The organism is Azohydromonas aeria, assembly GCF_009760915.1.
Classification (GTDB): Bacteria; Pseudomonadota; Gammaproteobacteria; order Burkholderiales; family Burkholderiaceae_C; genus Azohydromonas; species Azohydromonas aeria.
On the sequence record NZ_VIDQ01000024.1, the window covers coordinates 70303 to 86100 of the forward strand.

12 protein-coding genes and 3 pseudogenes are annotated in these 15798 nt (G+C 68.0%); 3 read left to right on the forward strand and 12 right to left on the reverse strand.

Annotated elements, in window-relative coordinates; all coding sequences use genetic code 11:
* Nucleotides 1-5: 5 nt before the first annotated feature.
* Together FJ694_RS15920 and FJ694_RS15925 are read right to left on the reverse strand one after the other, a co-directional pair.
* A complete protein-coding gene (locus FJ694_RS15920; protein WP_157268223.1) occupies nucleotides 6-806 on the reverse strand; it encodes an SDR family NAD(P)-dependent oxidoreductase in 801 nt (266 codons plus the stop codon).
* On the reverse strand, nucleotides 806-1654 hold the full coding sequence (locus FJ694_RS15925; RefSeq protein WP_157268224.1) for an amidohydrolase family protein: 849 nt from the start codon (nucleotides 1652-1654) through the stop codon (nucleotides 806-808). The genes FJ694_RS15920 and FJ694_RS15925 overlap by 1 nt, the downstream gene beginning before the upstream one ends.
* A gap of 72 nt (nucleotides 1655-1726) precedes the next feature.
* On the opposite strand from FJ694_RS15925, the gene FJ694_RS15930 reads away from it, so the two are divergent.
* Nucleotides 1727-2629 (forward strand): LysR family transcriptional regulator, encoded by a 903-nt coding sequence (locus FJ694_RS15930; protein ID WP_157268240.1) that lies wholly within the window; start codon nucleotides 1727-1729, stop codon nucleotides 2627-2629.
* Between the two features lie 342 nt (nucleotides 2630-2971).
* Here FJ694_RS15930 and FJ694_RS15935 read toward each other — a convergent pair.
* A pseudogene (locus tag FJ694_RS15935) lies at nucleotides 2972-3274 on the reverse strand (integrase core domain-containing protein); the annotation flags it as partial.
* A 55-nt stretch (nucleotides 3275-3329) separates the two neighbouring features.
* Here FJ694_RS15935 and FJ694_RS37960 point away from each other — a divergent pair.
* Nucleotides 3330-3689 (forward strand): annotated as a pseudogene (locus FJ694_RS37960) (helix-turn-helix domain-containing protein); the annotation flags it as partial.
* A 28-nt stretch (nucleotides 3690-3717) separates the two neighbouring features.
* On the opposite strand, the pseudogene FJ694_RS38105 reads toward FJ694_RS37960, so the two are convergent.
* The 9 genes and pseudogenes from FJ694_RS38105 to FJ694_RS15980 all read right to left on the reverse strand — a co-directional run.
* A pseudogene (locus FJ694_RS38105) lies at nucleotides 3718-3897 on the reverse strand (hypothetical protein); the annotation flags it as partial.
* 283 nt (nucleotides 3898-4180) lie between these two features.
* Entirely contained in the window at nucleotides 4181-5323 is a 1143-nt protein-coding gene (locus FJ694_RS15945) for a mandelate racemase/muconate lactonizing enzyme family protein (protein WP_157268225.1), read from the reverse strand.
* 22 nt (nucleotides 5324-5345) lie between these two features.
* Complete coding sequence (locus FJ694_RS15950) at nucleotides 5346-6302, reverse strand: NAD(P)-dependent oxidoreductase (RefSeq protein WP_157268226.1); 957 nt, start codon at nucleotides 6300-6302, stop codon at nucleotides 5346-5348.
* Complete coding sequence (locus FJ694_RS15955; RefSeq protein ID WP_157268227.1) at nucleotides 6295-7185, reverse strand: fumarylacetoacetate hydrolase family protein; 891 nt, start codon at nucleotides 7183-7185, stop codon at nucleotides 6295-6297. The genes FJ694_RS15950 and FJ694_RS15955 overlap by 8 nt, the downstream gene beginning before the upstream one ends.
* An 11-nt stretch (nucleotides 7186-7196) precedes the next feature.
* Entirely contained in the window at nucleotides 7197-8339 is a 1143-nt protein-coding gene (locus tag FJ694_RS15960) for a mandelate racemase/muconate lactonizing enzyme family protein (RefSeq protein ID WP_157268228.1), read from the reverse strand.
* A 33-nt stretch (nucleotides 8340-8372) separates the two neighbouring features.
* On the reverse strand, nucleotides 8373-9365 hold the full coding sequence (locus tag FJ694_RS15965) for a tripartite tricarboxylate transporter substrate binding protein (protein WP_157268229.1): 993 nt from the start codon (nucleotides 9363-9365) through the stop codon (nucleotides 8373-8375).
* A 205-nt stretch (nucleotides 9366-9570) separates the two neighbouring features.
* On the reverse strand, nucleotides 9571-10326 hold the full coding sequence (locus FJ694_RS15970) for a GntR family transcriptional regulator (protein ID WP_232540061.1): 756 nt from the start codon (nucleotides 10324-10326) through the stop codon (nucleotides 9571-9573).
* A 1564-nt stretch (nucleotides 10327-11890) separates the two neighbouring features.
* Nucleotides 11891-12958, reverse strand: coding sequence for a ParB/RepB/Spo0J family partition protein (locus tag FJ694_RS15975; protein ID WP_157268230.1), 1068 nt, complete (start codon nucleotides 12956-12958; stop codon nucleotides 11891-11893).
* A gap of 1 nt (nucleotide 12959) precedes the next feature.
* Nucleotides 12960-14144 carry an AAA family ATPase gene (locus FJ694_RS15980; protein ID WP_232540062.1) on the reverse strand — a complete coding sequence of 395 codons (1185 nt, stop codon included), beginning with the start codon at nucleotides 14142-14144 and terminating at the stop codon, nucleotides 12960-12962.
* 600 nt (nucleotides 14145-14744) lie between these two features.
* Here FJ694_RS15980 and FJ694_RS15985 point away from each other — a divergent pair.
* On the forward strand, nucleotides 14745-15798 hold a 1054-nt coding region (locus tag FJ694_RS15985; protein ID WP_157268231.1), incomplete at its 3' end, for a replication initiation protein.

Here is a 15798-nt window from a genome sequence, read left to right on the forward strand (position 1 = left end):
CTTCCTCAGTCGCAGCGCGCCGTCATGCCGCCGTCAACGACGATCTCGGTGCCGGTGATGAAGCGTGCCTCGTCGCTGGCCAGGAACAGCACGGCGGCCGCCGTGTCGCGGCCATCGCCCATGAAACCCAGGGGAATGCGCTTCTGCCGCTGCGCCAGCAGCGCCTCGATGTCGCCGCCGGTGCGCTGCCTGGCCAGCCGCGTCTCGACCATGGGCGTGTGCAGCTGGCCCGGCACCACCGTGTTGACGCGCACGCCCTGCGCGGCGTGCTGCACCGCCACCACGCGGGAGAGCTGGATGATCCCGGCCTTGCTGGCGGCATAGGCCACCTGGGCGCTGCCGGTCCAGCGCAGCCCGGAGGTCGAGGCGATGTTCACGATGGAGCCGCTGCCCTGGGCCAGCATCGTCGGCAGCACGTGCTTGCAGGTCAGGAACACGCTCTTGAGGTTCACGTCGATCTGCAGGTCCCACATCTCCTCGGACAGCTCCACCGGGCCGCCGGCCGCGGAGCCCCCGACGTTGTTCACCAGCACGTCGATGCGGCCGAAGGCCTCGACGCAGGCGGCAGCCATCGCGGCGATGTCCTGGCTGCGGGTGACGTCACCCGACCAGGTCTTGATGCGCGAGCGGGCCTCGCCGGCCAGCTCCAGCGTCTGCGCCAGCCGCTCCGGGTCGCGGTCCACCGCCAGGACGCTGGCGCCTTCCTCGGCCAGGCGCACCGCGATGGCGCGGCCGTTGCCCCAGCCTTCGCCGACGCAGCCAGCGCCGGTGACGATGGCCACCTTGTTGTCGAACCGTTGTTTCATCAGTTGTCTCCGAAGCGATAGAGGCGTTGCGGGTTGTCGACCATCAGCCGCTGGCGCTGGGCCTCGTGCGGCGCGATGGCGAAGATCAGGTCCACGAGATGCCGCTCCACGGGCTCTGGGCCGGCATGGTTGGGATGGGGCCAGTCGTTGCCCCAGACCACCCGGTTGCCGAACTCGGCCACCAGCGTCCGCGCGAAGGGCTGCGCGTCCTCATAGGGCGGCCCCAAGCGCGTGATGCGGTCCATGCCGCTGACCTTGACCCAGAAGCGCTCGTCCTTCATCAACCGCAGCAGCGCCTGGAAGTCGTGCTGCTGCAGCCCCTTGGACGCGTCGATACGGCCGATGTGGTCGATGACCACGGGCACCGGCGAGCGCCTGAGCGCATCGGCCATGTCGGTGAGCAGGCCAGGGTCGCCGTGGATCTGGAGGTGCCAGCCCAGCGGTTCCAGACGCCGAGCCAGGGCCAGCACGTCCTCGATCGGCGCGCGGTGGCCAAGGTGGCCCATGTAGTTGAAGCGCACGCCACGAAAGCCCGCGGCGTCGAGCCGCCGCAGCTCGGTGTCGGGAACGTCGGTGGGCAGCAGCGCGATGGCGCGATAGGACTGCGGCCGGTAGGCCACCGCGTCTTCGGTGGCGCTGTTGTCGAAGCCGTGGCAGCTGGACTGGACGACGACGCAGCGCTCCAGGCCGAGGCTGTCATTCAACGCCACCAGGGCTTCCTTGGGGGCGTCCTGCGCCGGCACGAAGGTGCCGCCGCTCGCGTAGGGAAACCGGGCCCGGGGGCCGAAGACATGGCAATGCGCGTTGCATGCGCCGCGCGGCAGGCTGGGCAGGGATGAGGTCGTCATGGGCGCCAAGTCTGGGCGACGGCCGCCTGCTGGAATAGGCCGGCCCGGCTATAGCAGCTATTCTTGATGGCTATGGAGTTCCGACAGCTTGAGTCCCTGGTCGCGATTGCGGACACCGGCAGCATCAGCCGCGCGGCGGTGGCCGTGAACCTGTCGCAACCCAGCCTGAGCCGCCAGATCGCGCTGCTGGAGGAGGAGCTCGGTCAACGGCTGCTCGTGCGCACCGGACGCGGCGTGGCGCTCACGAGCGCCGGGGAAGCGTTCATCGTGCATGCGCGCGCGATCCTCGACACGTCGCGGCGCGCACGCGACGAGCTGCGCGACATGAGCGGCAACCCTGGCGGGCGCGTCACGGTGGGCATGCCGCCACGGGTCGCCCTGGGCATGTCGGTGCCCTTGATCCAGGGCTTCAGGAAGCGCTTTCCACGTGCGGTCATCACCGTGCTGGAGGGCCTGAGCCTGGCGCTGCGCGAATCGCTGGTCACGGGCAAGCTCGACATGGCCTTGATGTTCGACCCCCTGCCTTCGCCGCAGCTGGCCTACGAGCCGCTGCTGCGCGAGCGGCTGCTGCTGGTGGCACCGCCTAGCAGCAAGTTGCCCGCCCGTGTTGCGCTGACGGCGCTGGGGAACTACGCCCTGGTTCTGCCCAACGCGCCGAATGCCATTCGCGGGCTGCTCGACCAGGTCCTCGCGCCACGCGGGATCACGCTCGAAGTGCTGGCAGAAGTCGGCGCGGTGCAAACCGTGCTGGCGCTGGTGGCCGAAGGCGTGGGTTGCACCATCGTGCCGGACAGCGCCCTGGCCAGCAGCAGTGTCGGGGAGAAGCTGCCTCGCGCGCCCATCGGCCCGCCCGCGATCTGGAACACCCTGGTGCTGGCGACCCCTCTGGCACGGCCGGGAACGCTCTTGACCCGCGAGACGGCGCAGCTCCTGCGCCAGATCGACTTTCGCAAAGGATTGCCTGCCCGTCATTGACCGGACTTGCAGCGGCTGCCATTGGGGTTGCGGTGGCCGGCAGCCTGCATGTAGAAGCTGCTTTCGCGATAAGTCTTCCTATCACAGTAGCGTTCTCGGGTGAGCAAACGCACCGCGCGAAAAGGCGCCCAGCACCCCGGCCAGTCTGGACGAACTGCCCGACGCCGCAGCGCCAGCTGCGCGGCGTGCCTGGCATGAGGGCCTGCCGGTACCCAGCGCGGTCTTGCAGTACTTGCCTCGGGGCCGCGCGATGGACGCAGGCGCGCGTGTCGCCGCAGCCCCGTGCATGAATCATGGATCGGGTCGGTCAGCATGAGCCTGTGGGTAGAGCTGGACAGTGAGTCAGGTCGGGACGGCCGACTCGGCGAGTTGACGATGGTAGTTGGCCTCGGCTTCCGCGGGCGGGATGTTGCCGATGGGCTCCAGCAGCCGATGGTGGCTGAACCAGGCCACCCAGGTCAGCGTTGCCAGCTCAACGGCTTCCTTGCTTTTCCAGGATGCGCGGCGATGAATCACCTCGGCCTGGTACAGCCCGTTGATCGTCTCGGCCAGCGCGTTGTCGCAGGAGTCGCCCACGCTGCCCACGGACGGCTCGATGCCGGCTTCGGCCAGGCGCTCGGTGTAGCGAATGCTGACGTATCGGGTGAATTCAACCAGCCGTCGCAACACGTCCTGATTGGAGGTGTTGGTGAAGGCAAGAATGTCGAAGTCGGATCGACCGCTGCGCGCGAAGCTGCGCTCTCCGGGGCGACCGCCCGTGCTGCATCGCGCAGAGCGATGGCCGTTCTGGAGGGCAATCGCTCAGGGGCACACCAGCAGGCACGCAGCTCGCATCGCCGGCGTGTCGCCGGCCGTCGGCAATCGCTGGTTCCGATAATGCGGCGGTATGCCCCCATCCAACCTGCCAACGTCAGCAGCAGAACCTACAGGCCGATACCTCTCCTTCGCTGAGCGTGAACAGATCGCGCTGGAGTGCGCTCGTGGAGTAGGTGTTCGACAGATTGCCCGTCAGCTCGGTCGATCTGCATCGACGATCTCGCGCGAATTGCGGTGTCAGGCGACACAGTAACTTGACCCCCCGTGTTGCCTCACGAACGAATGTTACCGGTCGCCTGGATGGCTTCTTGAACGGGGAAGTCAAGGGAATCGACGCCCCATCGACATTGATCGACTATTTGCCGGACTGCTTCAGCACGCCAGATCTCAAGTGCCCGTTGAACGGTTCGCAGGTGCATCGAAGCGAAGGTTCCGGTAGGCGCAATCTCCTGGAGGCGCTTGCAGTACGTCCACTGCCGTAATGCCCGGCTGCACTGCGAGCCACTGGCGTATCTGCGCTTCGTACTTGTCGAGCATGCGCGGTCGCTTGGGGGCCGGCTCGGTGTCGCTTGACAGCGGGCAGACCTGTTCCATCACAACGTGGCGCTTGCAAGATGCGTGGCTCCATGCAGGCATGACAGCCCGCCTTCCACCGGTCGCCGCCTGGGCCAGACCAGGCCTGTTCCGCTGCCGAGCTGCCCGCAAGCCGCTACAGGCTCCAGGTAGCGCGCGTGCTCAGACGTAGCAGGGCCCTTCGATCAGCGGGTGTTCCTTGACGAAGTCCAAGTCGATCTTCAAGCCGACGCCCACACCCTCGTGAGGCCGCACGCAGCCCTGATCGTCCAGCGCATAGGGTGCCTTGTCCGCGAGCGCATCACGGAAGGGGTTGAGCGTAGTGACGTCGCCCTCGAAGTAGCCTGGGTTGTCGATACCGCAGAGGAAGTGGATCGAGGTGGCCATGTTGATGGCCGTGGCCGAGGTGTGCGGGTTGACCGTGAGCTTCCACGCGCCAGCCATGGCAGCGATGCGCAGCGCCTCGGTCACGCCACCTGTTTTGGAGAGGTCGGGCTGCACGAAGCGCACCGCTTGGTCCTCGAGCAGCGTGGCGAAGTCGTAGCGGGTGTAATGGTTTTCGCCGGCGGCCAGCGGCACCCGGCCCAGTGCCGCGGCTTGCTGATAGGCGCGGCGATCCTGCGGCGCAAACGGCTCCTCCAGCCAGCCGATGCCCGCCTCCTCGAACGCCGGCATCACGCGGCGCACGTCGTCCAGGGTGTAGCCGGTGTTGGCATCGACCAGCAACTCGATACCGTCGCCTACGGCCTGCCGCACCGCGCGAACGCGCTCGATGTCGCGAGCCGCGGTATCGCCCACGCGCAGCTTGAGGGCACGGTAACCCGCCGCCACATGGCGCTGTGCCTCATCCGCCAGCAGCGCGGGTGCTTGCCATCCCAGCGCGATACCACCCGCGTAGGCCTTGACCGGCTTGGCCGCACCACCGAGCAGCCGGTACAGCGGCCAGCCCGTGGCCTGGCAGCGCAGGTCCCACAGCGCCATGTCCAGGCCACTGAGTGCCAGTGCCGCGGCCGCCCCCATGCCGTGGCTGGCGAGTTGCATGCGGTAGACGCGGGCCCAGACGCCCGCCACGTCAGTGGCGTCCATGCCGAGGGCCAGGTCGCGCAGCGTCGTGTCGATCAACTTGGCGATGGCGCCCGGGCAACGGCCATGGTGCGCCTCGCCCCAGCCCACGTGGCCCTCGTCGGTCTCGACACGCACCAGCACGGCGTCGCGCTTGACGCTGCGCCCGATGCCCAAGCGCACCGACTTGTCGGCGGGGACAGGAAAGGAAATCGGGACGGCCTTCAGGTCGGCTATGCGCATGGTGGCTCTCGGTAATGGCAATTCAGCGGAAGATTTCGGGATTCACGACGTTGGCGGGCCGCTGCCCGCGCAGCAGCGCCAGCAGCGTGTCCACCGCGCCGCGGCTCATGGCGTGCAGGCTGGTACCCGTGATGCCGGCCACATGCGGCGTGAGCAGCAGGTTGGGCGCATCGAAGACAGGCTCCTGGCCGGTCAGCGGCTGGCGATCGTGCACATCGAGCGCCGCGCCACCCAACCGCCCCAGGCGCAAGGCCTGCAGCACGGACGCGGTATCGATCACTGCACCTCGCGACACGTTGATCAGCAGTGCATCGGGCTTCATCGCCGCCAGCGTGGGAGCATCGACCAGGCCGCGCGTCTGCTCGTTGAGCGGGCAACACAGGACGATCACGTCGGCCTGCGCGAACAGCTCTTCCTTGCTTGCCGCCTCCACGCCGGGCGGCAGCGTCTCGGGCCGCCGCGTCAGGCCCAGTACCCGCATGCCCAGCCCTGCGGCGACGGCGGCCAATCGGGCGCCTATCGCGCCCACGCCGACGATGCCGCACACGGCGTGCGCCAGTTCGGTGCTGCGGTCGGCCAGCGGACGGGCCGCGGCCCAGCCGTCGCCGCGCAGTGTCGCGTCCACGGCGGCCAGGTTACGGCGCAGGTGCAGCATGGCCGCCACGCAATATTCGACCACCGCCGCCGTGTTGGAGCCCGGCAGATTGGCCACCGGGATGCCGCGGGCGGTAGCGGCCGGCACCGGGATCATGTCCAGCCCGACCCCATGGCGCACCACGGCGCGCAGGCGCTGCGCAGGTTCGAAGACATCGGGGGCGAGCTGGCTGCGCACGATCAGGCCGTCGGCGTCACCGATCAGCCGCGCGATGGTGGCCGGCGCCGCGTCCGGCGCCACCACCACGTCGCAGTGCTGCGCCAGCTCGGGCTGCAGCAGCGGATGGATCGGGTTGGTGAGCAGGACCCGGGGTTTGTCAGTCAAGGAAAGGCACTCCTGCACGGACAGGGTTGGACAAGCGCCCCAGTCCTTCGAGTTCGATGGATACCGTGGTGCCGGGCCGAAGCCAGGCCGCGGGGTTGTGCATCGCCGCCACGCCGGCCGGCGTGCCGGTGGCGATCACATCGCCGGGCTCCAGCGGCATGCGGTGCGACGCGTGGGCGATGAGCTCGGCGATGTCGAACAGCATCGTGGAGGTGGAGCCGTCCTGCAGCCGCCGACCGTCGATGTCCAGGCGAATGCCGACCCGATACGGGTCAGGCAACTCGTCGGGCGTGACCAGGCAGGGACCCAGCGGCGCGGAGGCCGGCAGGTTCTTGCCGCGCACGAAGTTGCCGCCGTCGGCCTTGACCAAGTCGCTGCCACTGACATCGTTGTGGATGGTGTAGGCCGCGACGTGGCGCATGGCCAGCTCGCGGCGCACCCGCAGCGCGCGGCGTCCGATCACCACGGCCAGCTCGGCCTCGTAGCCCACGTTGCCCACGTCCGGTGGCACGAGGATCGGCTCGTCGGGGCCGATGACGGTGCAGCCCGAGCGCACGAAGATCACCGGCTCTTCAGGCGCAGCCATGCTGCGCTCGGCCAGCGCGTCGGTGAAGTTGAAGGCCGCTCCCACGACCTTGCCGGGGCGCAGCGGCGCCAGCAGCTGTACCTGGGCGCGCGGGCGCAGCGCGGCGGCTTCGAAACGTACACCGGACAGGCGCTCAACCCACCCCTGCAGGCCCTGCTCCACCAGGGCCAGCAACGAGGGCGGCGTCTTTCCCAGCAGCTCGCGGCAGCTCGGGTGCGACAGGTCAGCCACCTGCTCGCCCAGCAGCACCCCGGCGACGGCTTGGCCTTGCGACCCACGCAGACTCACGAAACGCATGGCCCGACCCTTCAGGAGACGCGGTAGCGGTCGAGAACCGATCGCTCGATCTCGATGCCCAGCCCGGCCCCGGTGGGCACCTGCACCTTGCCGCGCTGCTGCACGATCGGCTCGCGCGAGAGGTGGTCGCGGAAAGGGTTCTCGCACTGCTCGAACTCCAGCAGCGGCGGCATGGGGCGCAGGCTCGGCGGCTGGTCGGGTAGCGCTGCCAGGAAGTGCAGCGTCGCGGCCAGGCCGATGGCTGAACCCCAGGCATGCGGTACGCATTCCACGCCATGAGCCATCGCCAGCGTGGCGATCTTGCGGCACTCGCTGATGCCCCCAGCGGCGCAAACATCGGGCTGGACGATGTCCATCGCCTTGCGTGCGACCAGATCGCGAAAGCCCCAGCGGGTGAACTCGTTCTCGCCGCCGGCGACAGCCATGTCCAGCGCCCGGGTCACCTCCACGTACCCGTCCACGTCTTCGGGCGAGATCGGCTCCTCGAACCACTCGACGTCGAGCTTTTCCAGCTCGCGCCCGATGCGGATCGCCTGCGGCACGGTGAAGCAGTGATTGGCATCGACCATCAGCCGCACGTTCTCGCCGATGGCCTCGCGCACCGCGGCCACGCGACGGACGTCGAGCTTGGGATCGCCCAGGCCGATCTTCATCTTCACGGCCTGGAAGCCCTGCTCGACGAAGTCGCGCGCCTCCTCGACGGCCTCCTCGACCAGGCGGTCCATGTCGATGAAGTACAACCCTGTGGCGTAGGCCGTCACCTCGGTGCGGTGCGCGCCGCCGATGAGCTTGTGGACCGGTTTGCCACAGGACTTGCCGATGATGTCCCACAGGGCGATGTCGATGCCGCTGAGCGCGGAAATCGCCATGCCGCTGGAGCCGTAGTCCTTGATGCGGTTGTAGAGGTCTTCCCAGATCACCTCCACGTCAAACGCGTCGCGTCCGATGATGCGCGGCGCGAACTGCGTCTCGATGTAGGCCTTGGCCACGGCGGAGGGGCCATAGCACTCGCCCCAGCCGACGATGCCGTCGGCCGTCTCGATTTCGACGATGCAGGAGCCGCGGGTCTTGTAGAGCCAGCCGCGCGAGGACGTGAAAGGCCGCTCGACGGGCGCGGCAACGACGTGGCAGGTGACTTTCTTGATGGGACTCATTGGGGAGCTACCTGGCTGTTGAGGTTGGTGGACTTACTTCTTGTCGGCGACGAAGACCTTCTTGCCCACCTCGTTGAGCGACTTCTGGACATTGCCGATCTCTGTGGCCAGCGCGGCGCCGGTGAGGTCATCGACGACCGCGCCGCCCTCCTCCGCCAGGGCCTTGAACTTGGCACTCTGGATCGCCTTGCCAAAGATCTCGGTCAGCCGCTTGCGCACAGGCTCCGGCGTGGCCGCCGGCGCGACGATGTAGGCCATCTGCACCAGCGGGCCGTAGGGGAATACGTCCAGGCCCTTTTCCTTGAACGTGGGTACATCGGGCAGCGCCTTGAGCCGCTCGTTGGCAAACACGGCGATGGGCTTGACCAGGCCGCCGTCGATCTGCGCCTTGGATTCCGAAGGCTTGAGCACCGCGGCGTCGATTTGCTTGCCGGCGAGATCCGCCACCACCTTGGAGCCGCCGGTGTAGGGCACCGGGATGACGTCGCTGCCCGCCACGCGGCCAGTCATGACCGCGAAGATGTGGTTGAGGTTGTTGCTGCCCGGCGTTCCGATGGAGACCTTGCCCGGGTTCTTCCTGAGCTGGTCCATGAAGCCCTCCAGGTTCCCGGCCGGGCCGCCAGCCGGCACGAGCAGCAGCAGCGGATCGGTCGTGACGCGGGCAATCGGGGCGAACTGCTCGTTGCGCAGCGGCGTCAGGCCCTGAGCCATCAGCGCCAGGGTGGAACTCGTGCCCATGCCGATCGTGTAGCCGTCGGGCGCAGCGGTGGCGACCTTGGTCATGCCGATCGACCCCGTGGCGCCGGGCACGTTGTCCACGATCACCTGGACACCCTGCTCGGCCACCAGTTGGGCCAGCGCACGAGCCGCGATGTCGTTGGAGCCGCCTGCGTTCCACGGCACGACAAGGCGAATCTCCTTGCCGGGGAACTTGTCCGCCGCCGTGGCGGGAGCACTCGTCGCTGTCAGGGTGACAGCACCAAGTACGCCGGCCACCAGCCGGGTGGCAATTGAACGCAGTTCCATGGTGTCTCCTTGGTCGTTGGCGTCTGCGCATTGTTATAACAAACAACAAATCGCGAACTTCAAGGGAATTCCCGGATCTGCCAGACCGCGGATCCAGGCGGTTAGCGACGCATGGGGATGGTTACGCGGGCACAGCGGCGTCTGGCGGGCTGCTGCTCGGGCTGCATATCAAGGAAGAGGAGAACCGTTAGGCCCAGGCCCAGGTTCAGTGCGCGGCGGCTTGCTGCTCCAGCAGCGCACAGACGTCTTGGCGCGCGCTTTCGATATCAGCACGGATTGCCGCTGCAGCCTGATCGGCGTTGCCCTGACGCAAGGCATTCATTGCGGCCACGTGAAACTCGTAGCGCTTGAGGGCGGGCACGTACTCCGGCAAGGCCAGACGCAATGTCGGCCCGCAGCGCAGCCAAGCCGTTTCGATGATTTCCTGGACGATGGGCATCTTGCAAGTGCCATAGATGCCGAAGTGGAACCGGTAGTGCGCCTCCAGGTAATGCTCGGGCTGACGCTCGGCAACGGCCTGCTTCATCTCGTGCAGGCAATGCTCGACAGCATCAAGCTGCTCGTGGCTGGCGAGCGCAGCAGCCGCGGCTGCGGCTACCGGCTCCAGGCTGCTGCGCACGGTCATGAGCTGCGCGAACTGCTCGGCGTCCAACAGCGGCACGGTCGCACCTCCACCCTGCCCGACGGAGCCGCGCTCCAGGACACGTTCGGCAATCAGACGATTCACGGCATCACGTACCGGCGTGAGGCTGATGCCCAAGCTGTCCGCAACATCCCGCAGCAGGATGCGCTCGCCGGGCGCAAAGCGTCCCTCGAGCAGGGCGGCCTTCAAGGTTGCGTAGGCACGGTCCCACAGGGTGTCTCGGTCAATAGGCGTCAGACGCATGAACGGTGTCGAGCTGCCGAGGCAGGGAACGAGAAGAGGTGGCTGAAATCGCGCGGCGCGCTTGAGGAAGTCCAACTGCTGTTGTACGCCCTGAAGTATCGCCCACCGTCTTGTCCAGCTTTATCGATGCGCAGAAGGGCAACCGGTCGAACAAGCCGACTTGTCTCGACACGGCGACACGAACTTCACTACCAGTTTGGAACGCGCGCTGGCACGACCCAACCCGCCCAAGCCCTCGCCTCTGCGACTCATGGGCTCTGTGGGACACCGTGCTGTAGTGCTGTTTGTCCATCCGAAGGCATGCTGCGGTCGATCCAGCCGACGTCATGGGCCGCTTGCCACGCGGCGAGGACGGACGCCGTGGGTTCGAGCAGAAGGTTCATGCCACCACCAAACCAATGCATGGACCCTACCAACTCGAGGTTCTGACGAATGCTTCAATTTATTGATAAGCGCAATTATCAAGAACAGCAAAAATATCCACCACTAAAGGCAGATGCAGGCTCACGATCGCTTCGGCAGCAACAGCACCGGGCACCATATCCCCGTGGGCGGGCCGGGATGTCGTTCCTTGAGCCGGTACCTGACGCCTTGCCCCGATAGCTCCAGCCGCCCGCCGTGCCGGCTGGCACCGTCCTGACCTTGTTGCGCGATGGTCCTTGGAACGGAACGCCCCACGGACGCACCTCATCGGTCATGCCACCCGTAGGCCTTGACGATTGCCAAGGGGATCGCATGCGGCAGCATCCGGTGCCTGGACCGGCTGCAGGCCATAGCCCCAGCGCGTCTGCCGTCACCGGCTCGGGCCTGGACCTGCATGGATGCATGCCCTGCCCGTTCGGTCTACCTTTCCCCGTGACGGACGTTTCCACACCCTGCGCTGACCGTGGAACAAGCCTGCCGGCCCTGCTGCCCGGGACACCGCATCCCGCAGCGGGCGCCCACCGCGGCATGCGCGCCATGCAAGGGCTCCTCGCCGGCCCACATGGCCTAGCCATCAAAAGCTGGGGTAGAAGCCGTCGTCTGCCGCGTGGAACGAAGTTGTCCTTGCTGTGGCCGGGACGATCCTTTGTGGAAGCGGGCGTGGCGCGCCGTGGTGTCGAGACTCCAGCGTGACAACTGCACCGCTGGACAACCGCCGAAACAGGCGCGATGTCCGGCGCGGCTGGTGACGCCGACATGCCGGCTTGCGCTGATCCCGTAGACCGGGCCGGGTCGGCACGGGCCCTTCGGTAAAGCCATGCGCGCCGGGAGCGGTAGGCCAAAGCAGCCTGTCTCTGGACCAACCCACCAGCCGAAGGCCCGTCACGGCGTGGACGATGCAGCGCCGGCGCACGGCGGTCGGGTCACCAGACGACAGCCTTCGGCCGCTGCGTGCCGGGCCCGCGGTCGGCGAGCCTGCATCACTCCTGCCCTCAGGACGACGCCCGCTCCCGCTCAGGCACGGCGTGCTGGGGGTGGGACGGTCCCACCCCCTCATCCATGCCGACCCGCGCTGCTGCATCAGGCCGGCATGCGACAGGATGTCCGGCACCGGAAGTACCGGGCTGTAAGCGCCCTGTAGCGCCACCCGTAGCGCGGAAAACGAGAAAGGGGTGGGACAGTCCCACCCCTCCTCATCACTGCGACACGGCGGCGATCAGGCCAGCAACTTGCGCAGCGCCGCCTCCAGCGACGTCCATTGGTCGGCGCCGAGCACACCAGCATCAAGCTCGATCACCGTGCGTCCCCGCCCGTCCACGCGCAAGGTGGCGCGCCGGCCGCGCCCGAGGTCCAGCGCGCGCGGCGAGGGGTGGGACGGTCCCACCCCCCTGGCCGCGCCGGCCTTGCCCCGCAGGCAGGCCGTGAGCGCCGCGAAGGCCTCCGCGGCACCGGCGCGCGGCTCAACCTGGTCCGCGGCGCGGGCCGCGGCGAGCACCGCGTCCGGGTCCTGCTCCAGCGCGCGCTGCAGGTCCGCGGCCCAGCGGAACTGGATGGCATTGGGCGAGGGAAAGGCACCCACGACCTCCGAAGGCAGGTGCGCGATGCGAACCGCCTTGCCCACGTCGCTGACGCTGCGGCCGATGGCGTTGGCCAGCTGGGTGTTGGACGGGAACAGCCCCTCGTCGAGCGCACGCAGGTACATGCGGCCCTGCTCCCACGCCGAGAGGCTCTGGCGGCCGCGGTTCTCGCGCTCCATGTGGATGAACAGCTCGCGGTCCGGCAATTCCTGCACGACGCACAGCACCGGCAGGCCCAGCTCCAGGCAGGCGCGGTGGCGGCGGTGGCCGAACACGATCTCGTACCTCGCCTCGGCGCCGCCCTCGCCGGCGCGCGGCGCCGACAGCGGACGCACCTTGATCGGCTGCACGTTGCCGCCGGCGTCCCGGATCTCCTGCTTGAGCTCCTCGAACTCCGGGCCCTTGAACGCGTCCGGATGCCGGTTCGCCCAGCGGCTGGGCACTATGGCGCGCGCGTCCATCAGCTGCCCGCCGCGCTCGGTTTCAAGCTTGCGCACCTCGTCCTGCAGCGACTCGATGCGCTCCTCCAGCTTGGCGGTCTCGAACACGGTCGTGGCCAGCAGGCCGACACCGGTGCGCGGCGCCGGCGAGCGCGGCGCCGGCGCGGCCGCGCTCGCCGCGGCGTCATCGCCCTCGCGGCGCGCCTGCGGCAGGACAAAGGCGATGCCGGAGCCCTTCTTCTTCACGGGCGTTCCCTGTGTGGCCATGTCACGCTCCCAGTTGCTTGCGCCAGAAGCTCTGCGCCTGGTCCTCGATCAGCTCGACGAGCCGGTCGTAGGCCTCGCAGGCGCGCTTGAAGGTGCGCGTGCTGGCGTTGGTCGGGTTGCTGTCGTAGACCGTGCCGAACTCGGCGCTGGAGGTGCTGGCCGCCATGCTCTTCGGGATCTCCACCGGCAGCACCTTCTCGGCATAGGCCGCCGCCATCCACTCGCGCACCACCAGGCTGGCCTGGTCGGTGGACTCGACCTTGGCCGGCAGGATGTCGATGAAGGCGAACTCCTTCGTGCCGCCGCGGTTCTTCACCAGCTGCGTGGTCAGGTCGGAGAACAGGTCCCAGAACTGGGCGCTGGAGGCGAAGTCCAGCGCGCTGGGGGGCAGCGGCATGATGATGCCGTCGCTGGCCATCAGCGCGTTGATGGTGGTGTAGGACAGGGCCGGGGGCGTGTCGATGATGATCACGTCGTAGTCCAGCCGCACCGGGTCGATGCCGTAGTTCAGCACGTTCCAGAACTCGAACTTCGGGTCCTTGCTCTGCTTGGCCGGCAGCACGAACTCGGCCGAGAACAGCAGCGAGGCCGCCGCGACCAGGTCGATGCCGTCCCAGTAGGTCGGCCGGATGGCATAGGTGATGTCCGCCTGGTCGCCGGTGAACAGCGGCAGCACCGTGTCGTCCACGTTGACCTCGGAATCCGGCAGCAGCCCGAACAGCGTGGTGAGGCTGCCCTGCGGGTCGCAGTCGATGACGAGCACCCGGTGCCCGCGCAGGTTCAGCCCCTGCGCCAGGGTGAGCGAGGTGGTGGTCTTGGTGACGCCGCCCTTGAAGTTGCCGATCGCGATCGTGACGGCCTCGGCCCCTTCGGGGCGCAGTTCGTCCTTGCGCACGTCGCGCACCCAGCGCCGCGCCTCCTCCAGCGTGAACTCGCGCCGCGAGCCGGTGCTGTTGAGACGGCCGCTGGGCAGGTCGCCCTTGCGCACGCGGTAGTCCACCTGCCCCTTGTCCAGCCCGGTCAGCGCCATGAGCTGCGTGGTCGAGAAGGTCGGCGCCTTCTTGCGCGCGTCCGGCGCCAGCATGGCGCCGCGCACCTGCGCGACGATGGACTTCACCCGTTCGGCCTGCTCCGCAATGGCCTCCAGGGAGATGCTGCGCGCACCGTTGATCAAGAGCGATTCCACAAGGGGTCCTTTCCCGGGCCGAAGTTGCAACAGCAGCGGATTCTATAGAGAACGCCGTTTCAGCCGTCACAAGCCAAAGCTGCGACTTGTTCTCTGAAAGGCCCGGAAAAGCCGGACAGTTCTCAGCGAGGCTGTCCGGGATTTCTTCCACATCGGTCGATCTTCAGGAAATTCAGGACTTCAAGATTTCGAGCCTGTGGAAAAGCCATTTTTATTCAAGCGCGATAGGCACTTGCAAAAGCAAGGTGTCCGGGAACGGGCCGGCATGTGTCCGGCTTCAGGCCGGGATGCGTCCGGGTTTGCCGGCGAAGTGTCGGCCGATGCAATCAAGTGTCCCGGATTTCCGGCCCCGCCCTTCGGCCAAGCGCAGGATCGGTGCGCTTGGCGGTTCGTGGCTGCTGGCCGAGCCGTCGCGGCCGCTCCCTGTAAACGAACCGTCCGGCTTTTCCGGCCCCGCAGCGAAGCGGCAATGGCGCGAAACGTCCGGCTTTTCGAGTCCCGGCCCCGGGGTGGGCCGCCGGCAAGCGTCCGGAATTCCATGGACAAGGCGTCCCGCGCGCTCCTCGATCTGTCCGAAAACTGGCGGACATATACTGCGCCATGGCGAAGTCGTTGATCCCGGCCCGGAAGGACAGCCCCGCGGGCACGCTGAACAAGCCCGTGGCGGCGCTGGCCATCGTGCCGCTGAACAAGAGCCTGACCGTCACCGCGCGCAAGGCCTACAACGTGATGCTGCACATCGCGCAGCGCCAGTGCGGCCAGGGCCTGCACGAAGGCGGCTTCAGCGCGCCGCTCAACGCCATCCTGCGCGGCTTCGGCGTGGGCTCGAACATCGCCTCGGACGCCAAGCGCTACATCGAGCAGATGATGTCCACCAAGATCGAGTGGCGGCCGCTGAGCCGCGGCGAGCAGTGGAGCCTGCCGGCCGCCGGCGCGGGCGACGGCGCCGCGGCCCCGGCCCCGTCAGGCGAGGTGCAGGACGAGCTGCGCATGTTCAACATGCTCTCCGAGGTGCGGCTCTACAAGAAGAACGGCGAGAACTGGGTCACCTGGTTCTACCCGCCCACCATCCAGCAGCAGATGCTCGGCCCCAACCGCTGGGCGCGGCTGGAGCTGGAGACCATCGCGCGGCTGGGCACCTACACGGCGGTGGCGCTGTACGAGATCTGCGCCCGCTACCGCGACAACCCCGGCGGCGTGACCTCGCGCCAGCACTGGAGCTGGTGGGTCGCGGTGCTCAAGGGCTCGGAGCTGGCGCGCCAGCGCGAGTGGCGCAAGTTCAAGAACGAGTTCGTGGCGCCGGCGATCCGCGACATCAACGAGGCCAGCGACCTGGAGATCGAGCTGCTCGAATACAAGGAGGGCCGCGCCATCGCCGAGGTGCAGTTCGCGGTGCGGCGCAAGCCGGGTGCGGAAGCGCCGCGCGCGGAAGCGCCGCAGCCGGCCGACATGACGCAGGTGGCGCGCGCGCTGGCGCTGGGCCTGCGCGAGGCCGACGCCGACGCGTTCATCGATCGCTACGGCGAGGCGGCCGTGGCGCGGGCGCTGGACGCCATGCAGCGCCAGCTCGCCGCCGCCCACGGCAAGCCGATCCTGAACCGGGCCGCCTATCTCAAGACCATCCTGGCCGGGCTGGAGAACGATGCGCGCGGCG

Bases quoted from the DNA above. Each gene is read 5' to 3' on its own strand.
- FJ694_RS15975 (WP_157268230.1), bottom strand. From the start codon at position 12,958: ATGGCCACACAGGGAACGCCCGTGAAGAAGAAGGGCTCCGGCATCGCC.
- FJ694_RS15920 (WP_157268223.1), bottom strand. From the start codon at position 806: ATGAAACAACGGTTCGACAACAAGGTGGCCATCGTCACCGGCGCTGGC.
- FJ694_RS15925 (WP_157268224.1), bottom strand. From the start codon at position 1,654: ATGACGACCTCATCCCTGCCCAGCCTGCCGCGCGGCGCATGCAACGCG.
- FJ694_RS15960 (WP_157268228.1), bottom strand. From the start codon at position 8,339: ATGAGTCCCATCAAGAAAGTCACCTGCCACGTCGTTGCCGCGCCCGTC.
- FJ694_RS15965 (WP_157268229.1), bottom strand. From the start codon at position 9,365: ATGGAACTGCGTTCAATTGCCACCCGGCTGGTGGCCGGCGTACTTGGT.
- FJ694_RS15945 (WP_157268225.1), bottom strand. From the start codon at position 5,323: ATGCGCATAGCCGACCTGAAGGCCGTCCCGATTTCCTTTCCTGTCCCC.
- FJ694_RS15930 (WP_157268240.1), top strand. From the start codon at position 1,727: ATGGAGTTCCGACAGCTTGAGTCCCTGGTCGCGATTGCGGACACCGGC.
- FJ694_RS15955 (WP_157268227.1), bottom strand. From the start codon at position 7,185: ATGCGTTTCGTGAGTCTGCGTGGGTCGCAAGGCCAAGCCGTCGCCGGG.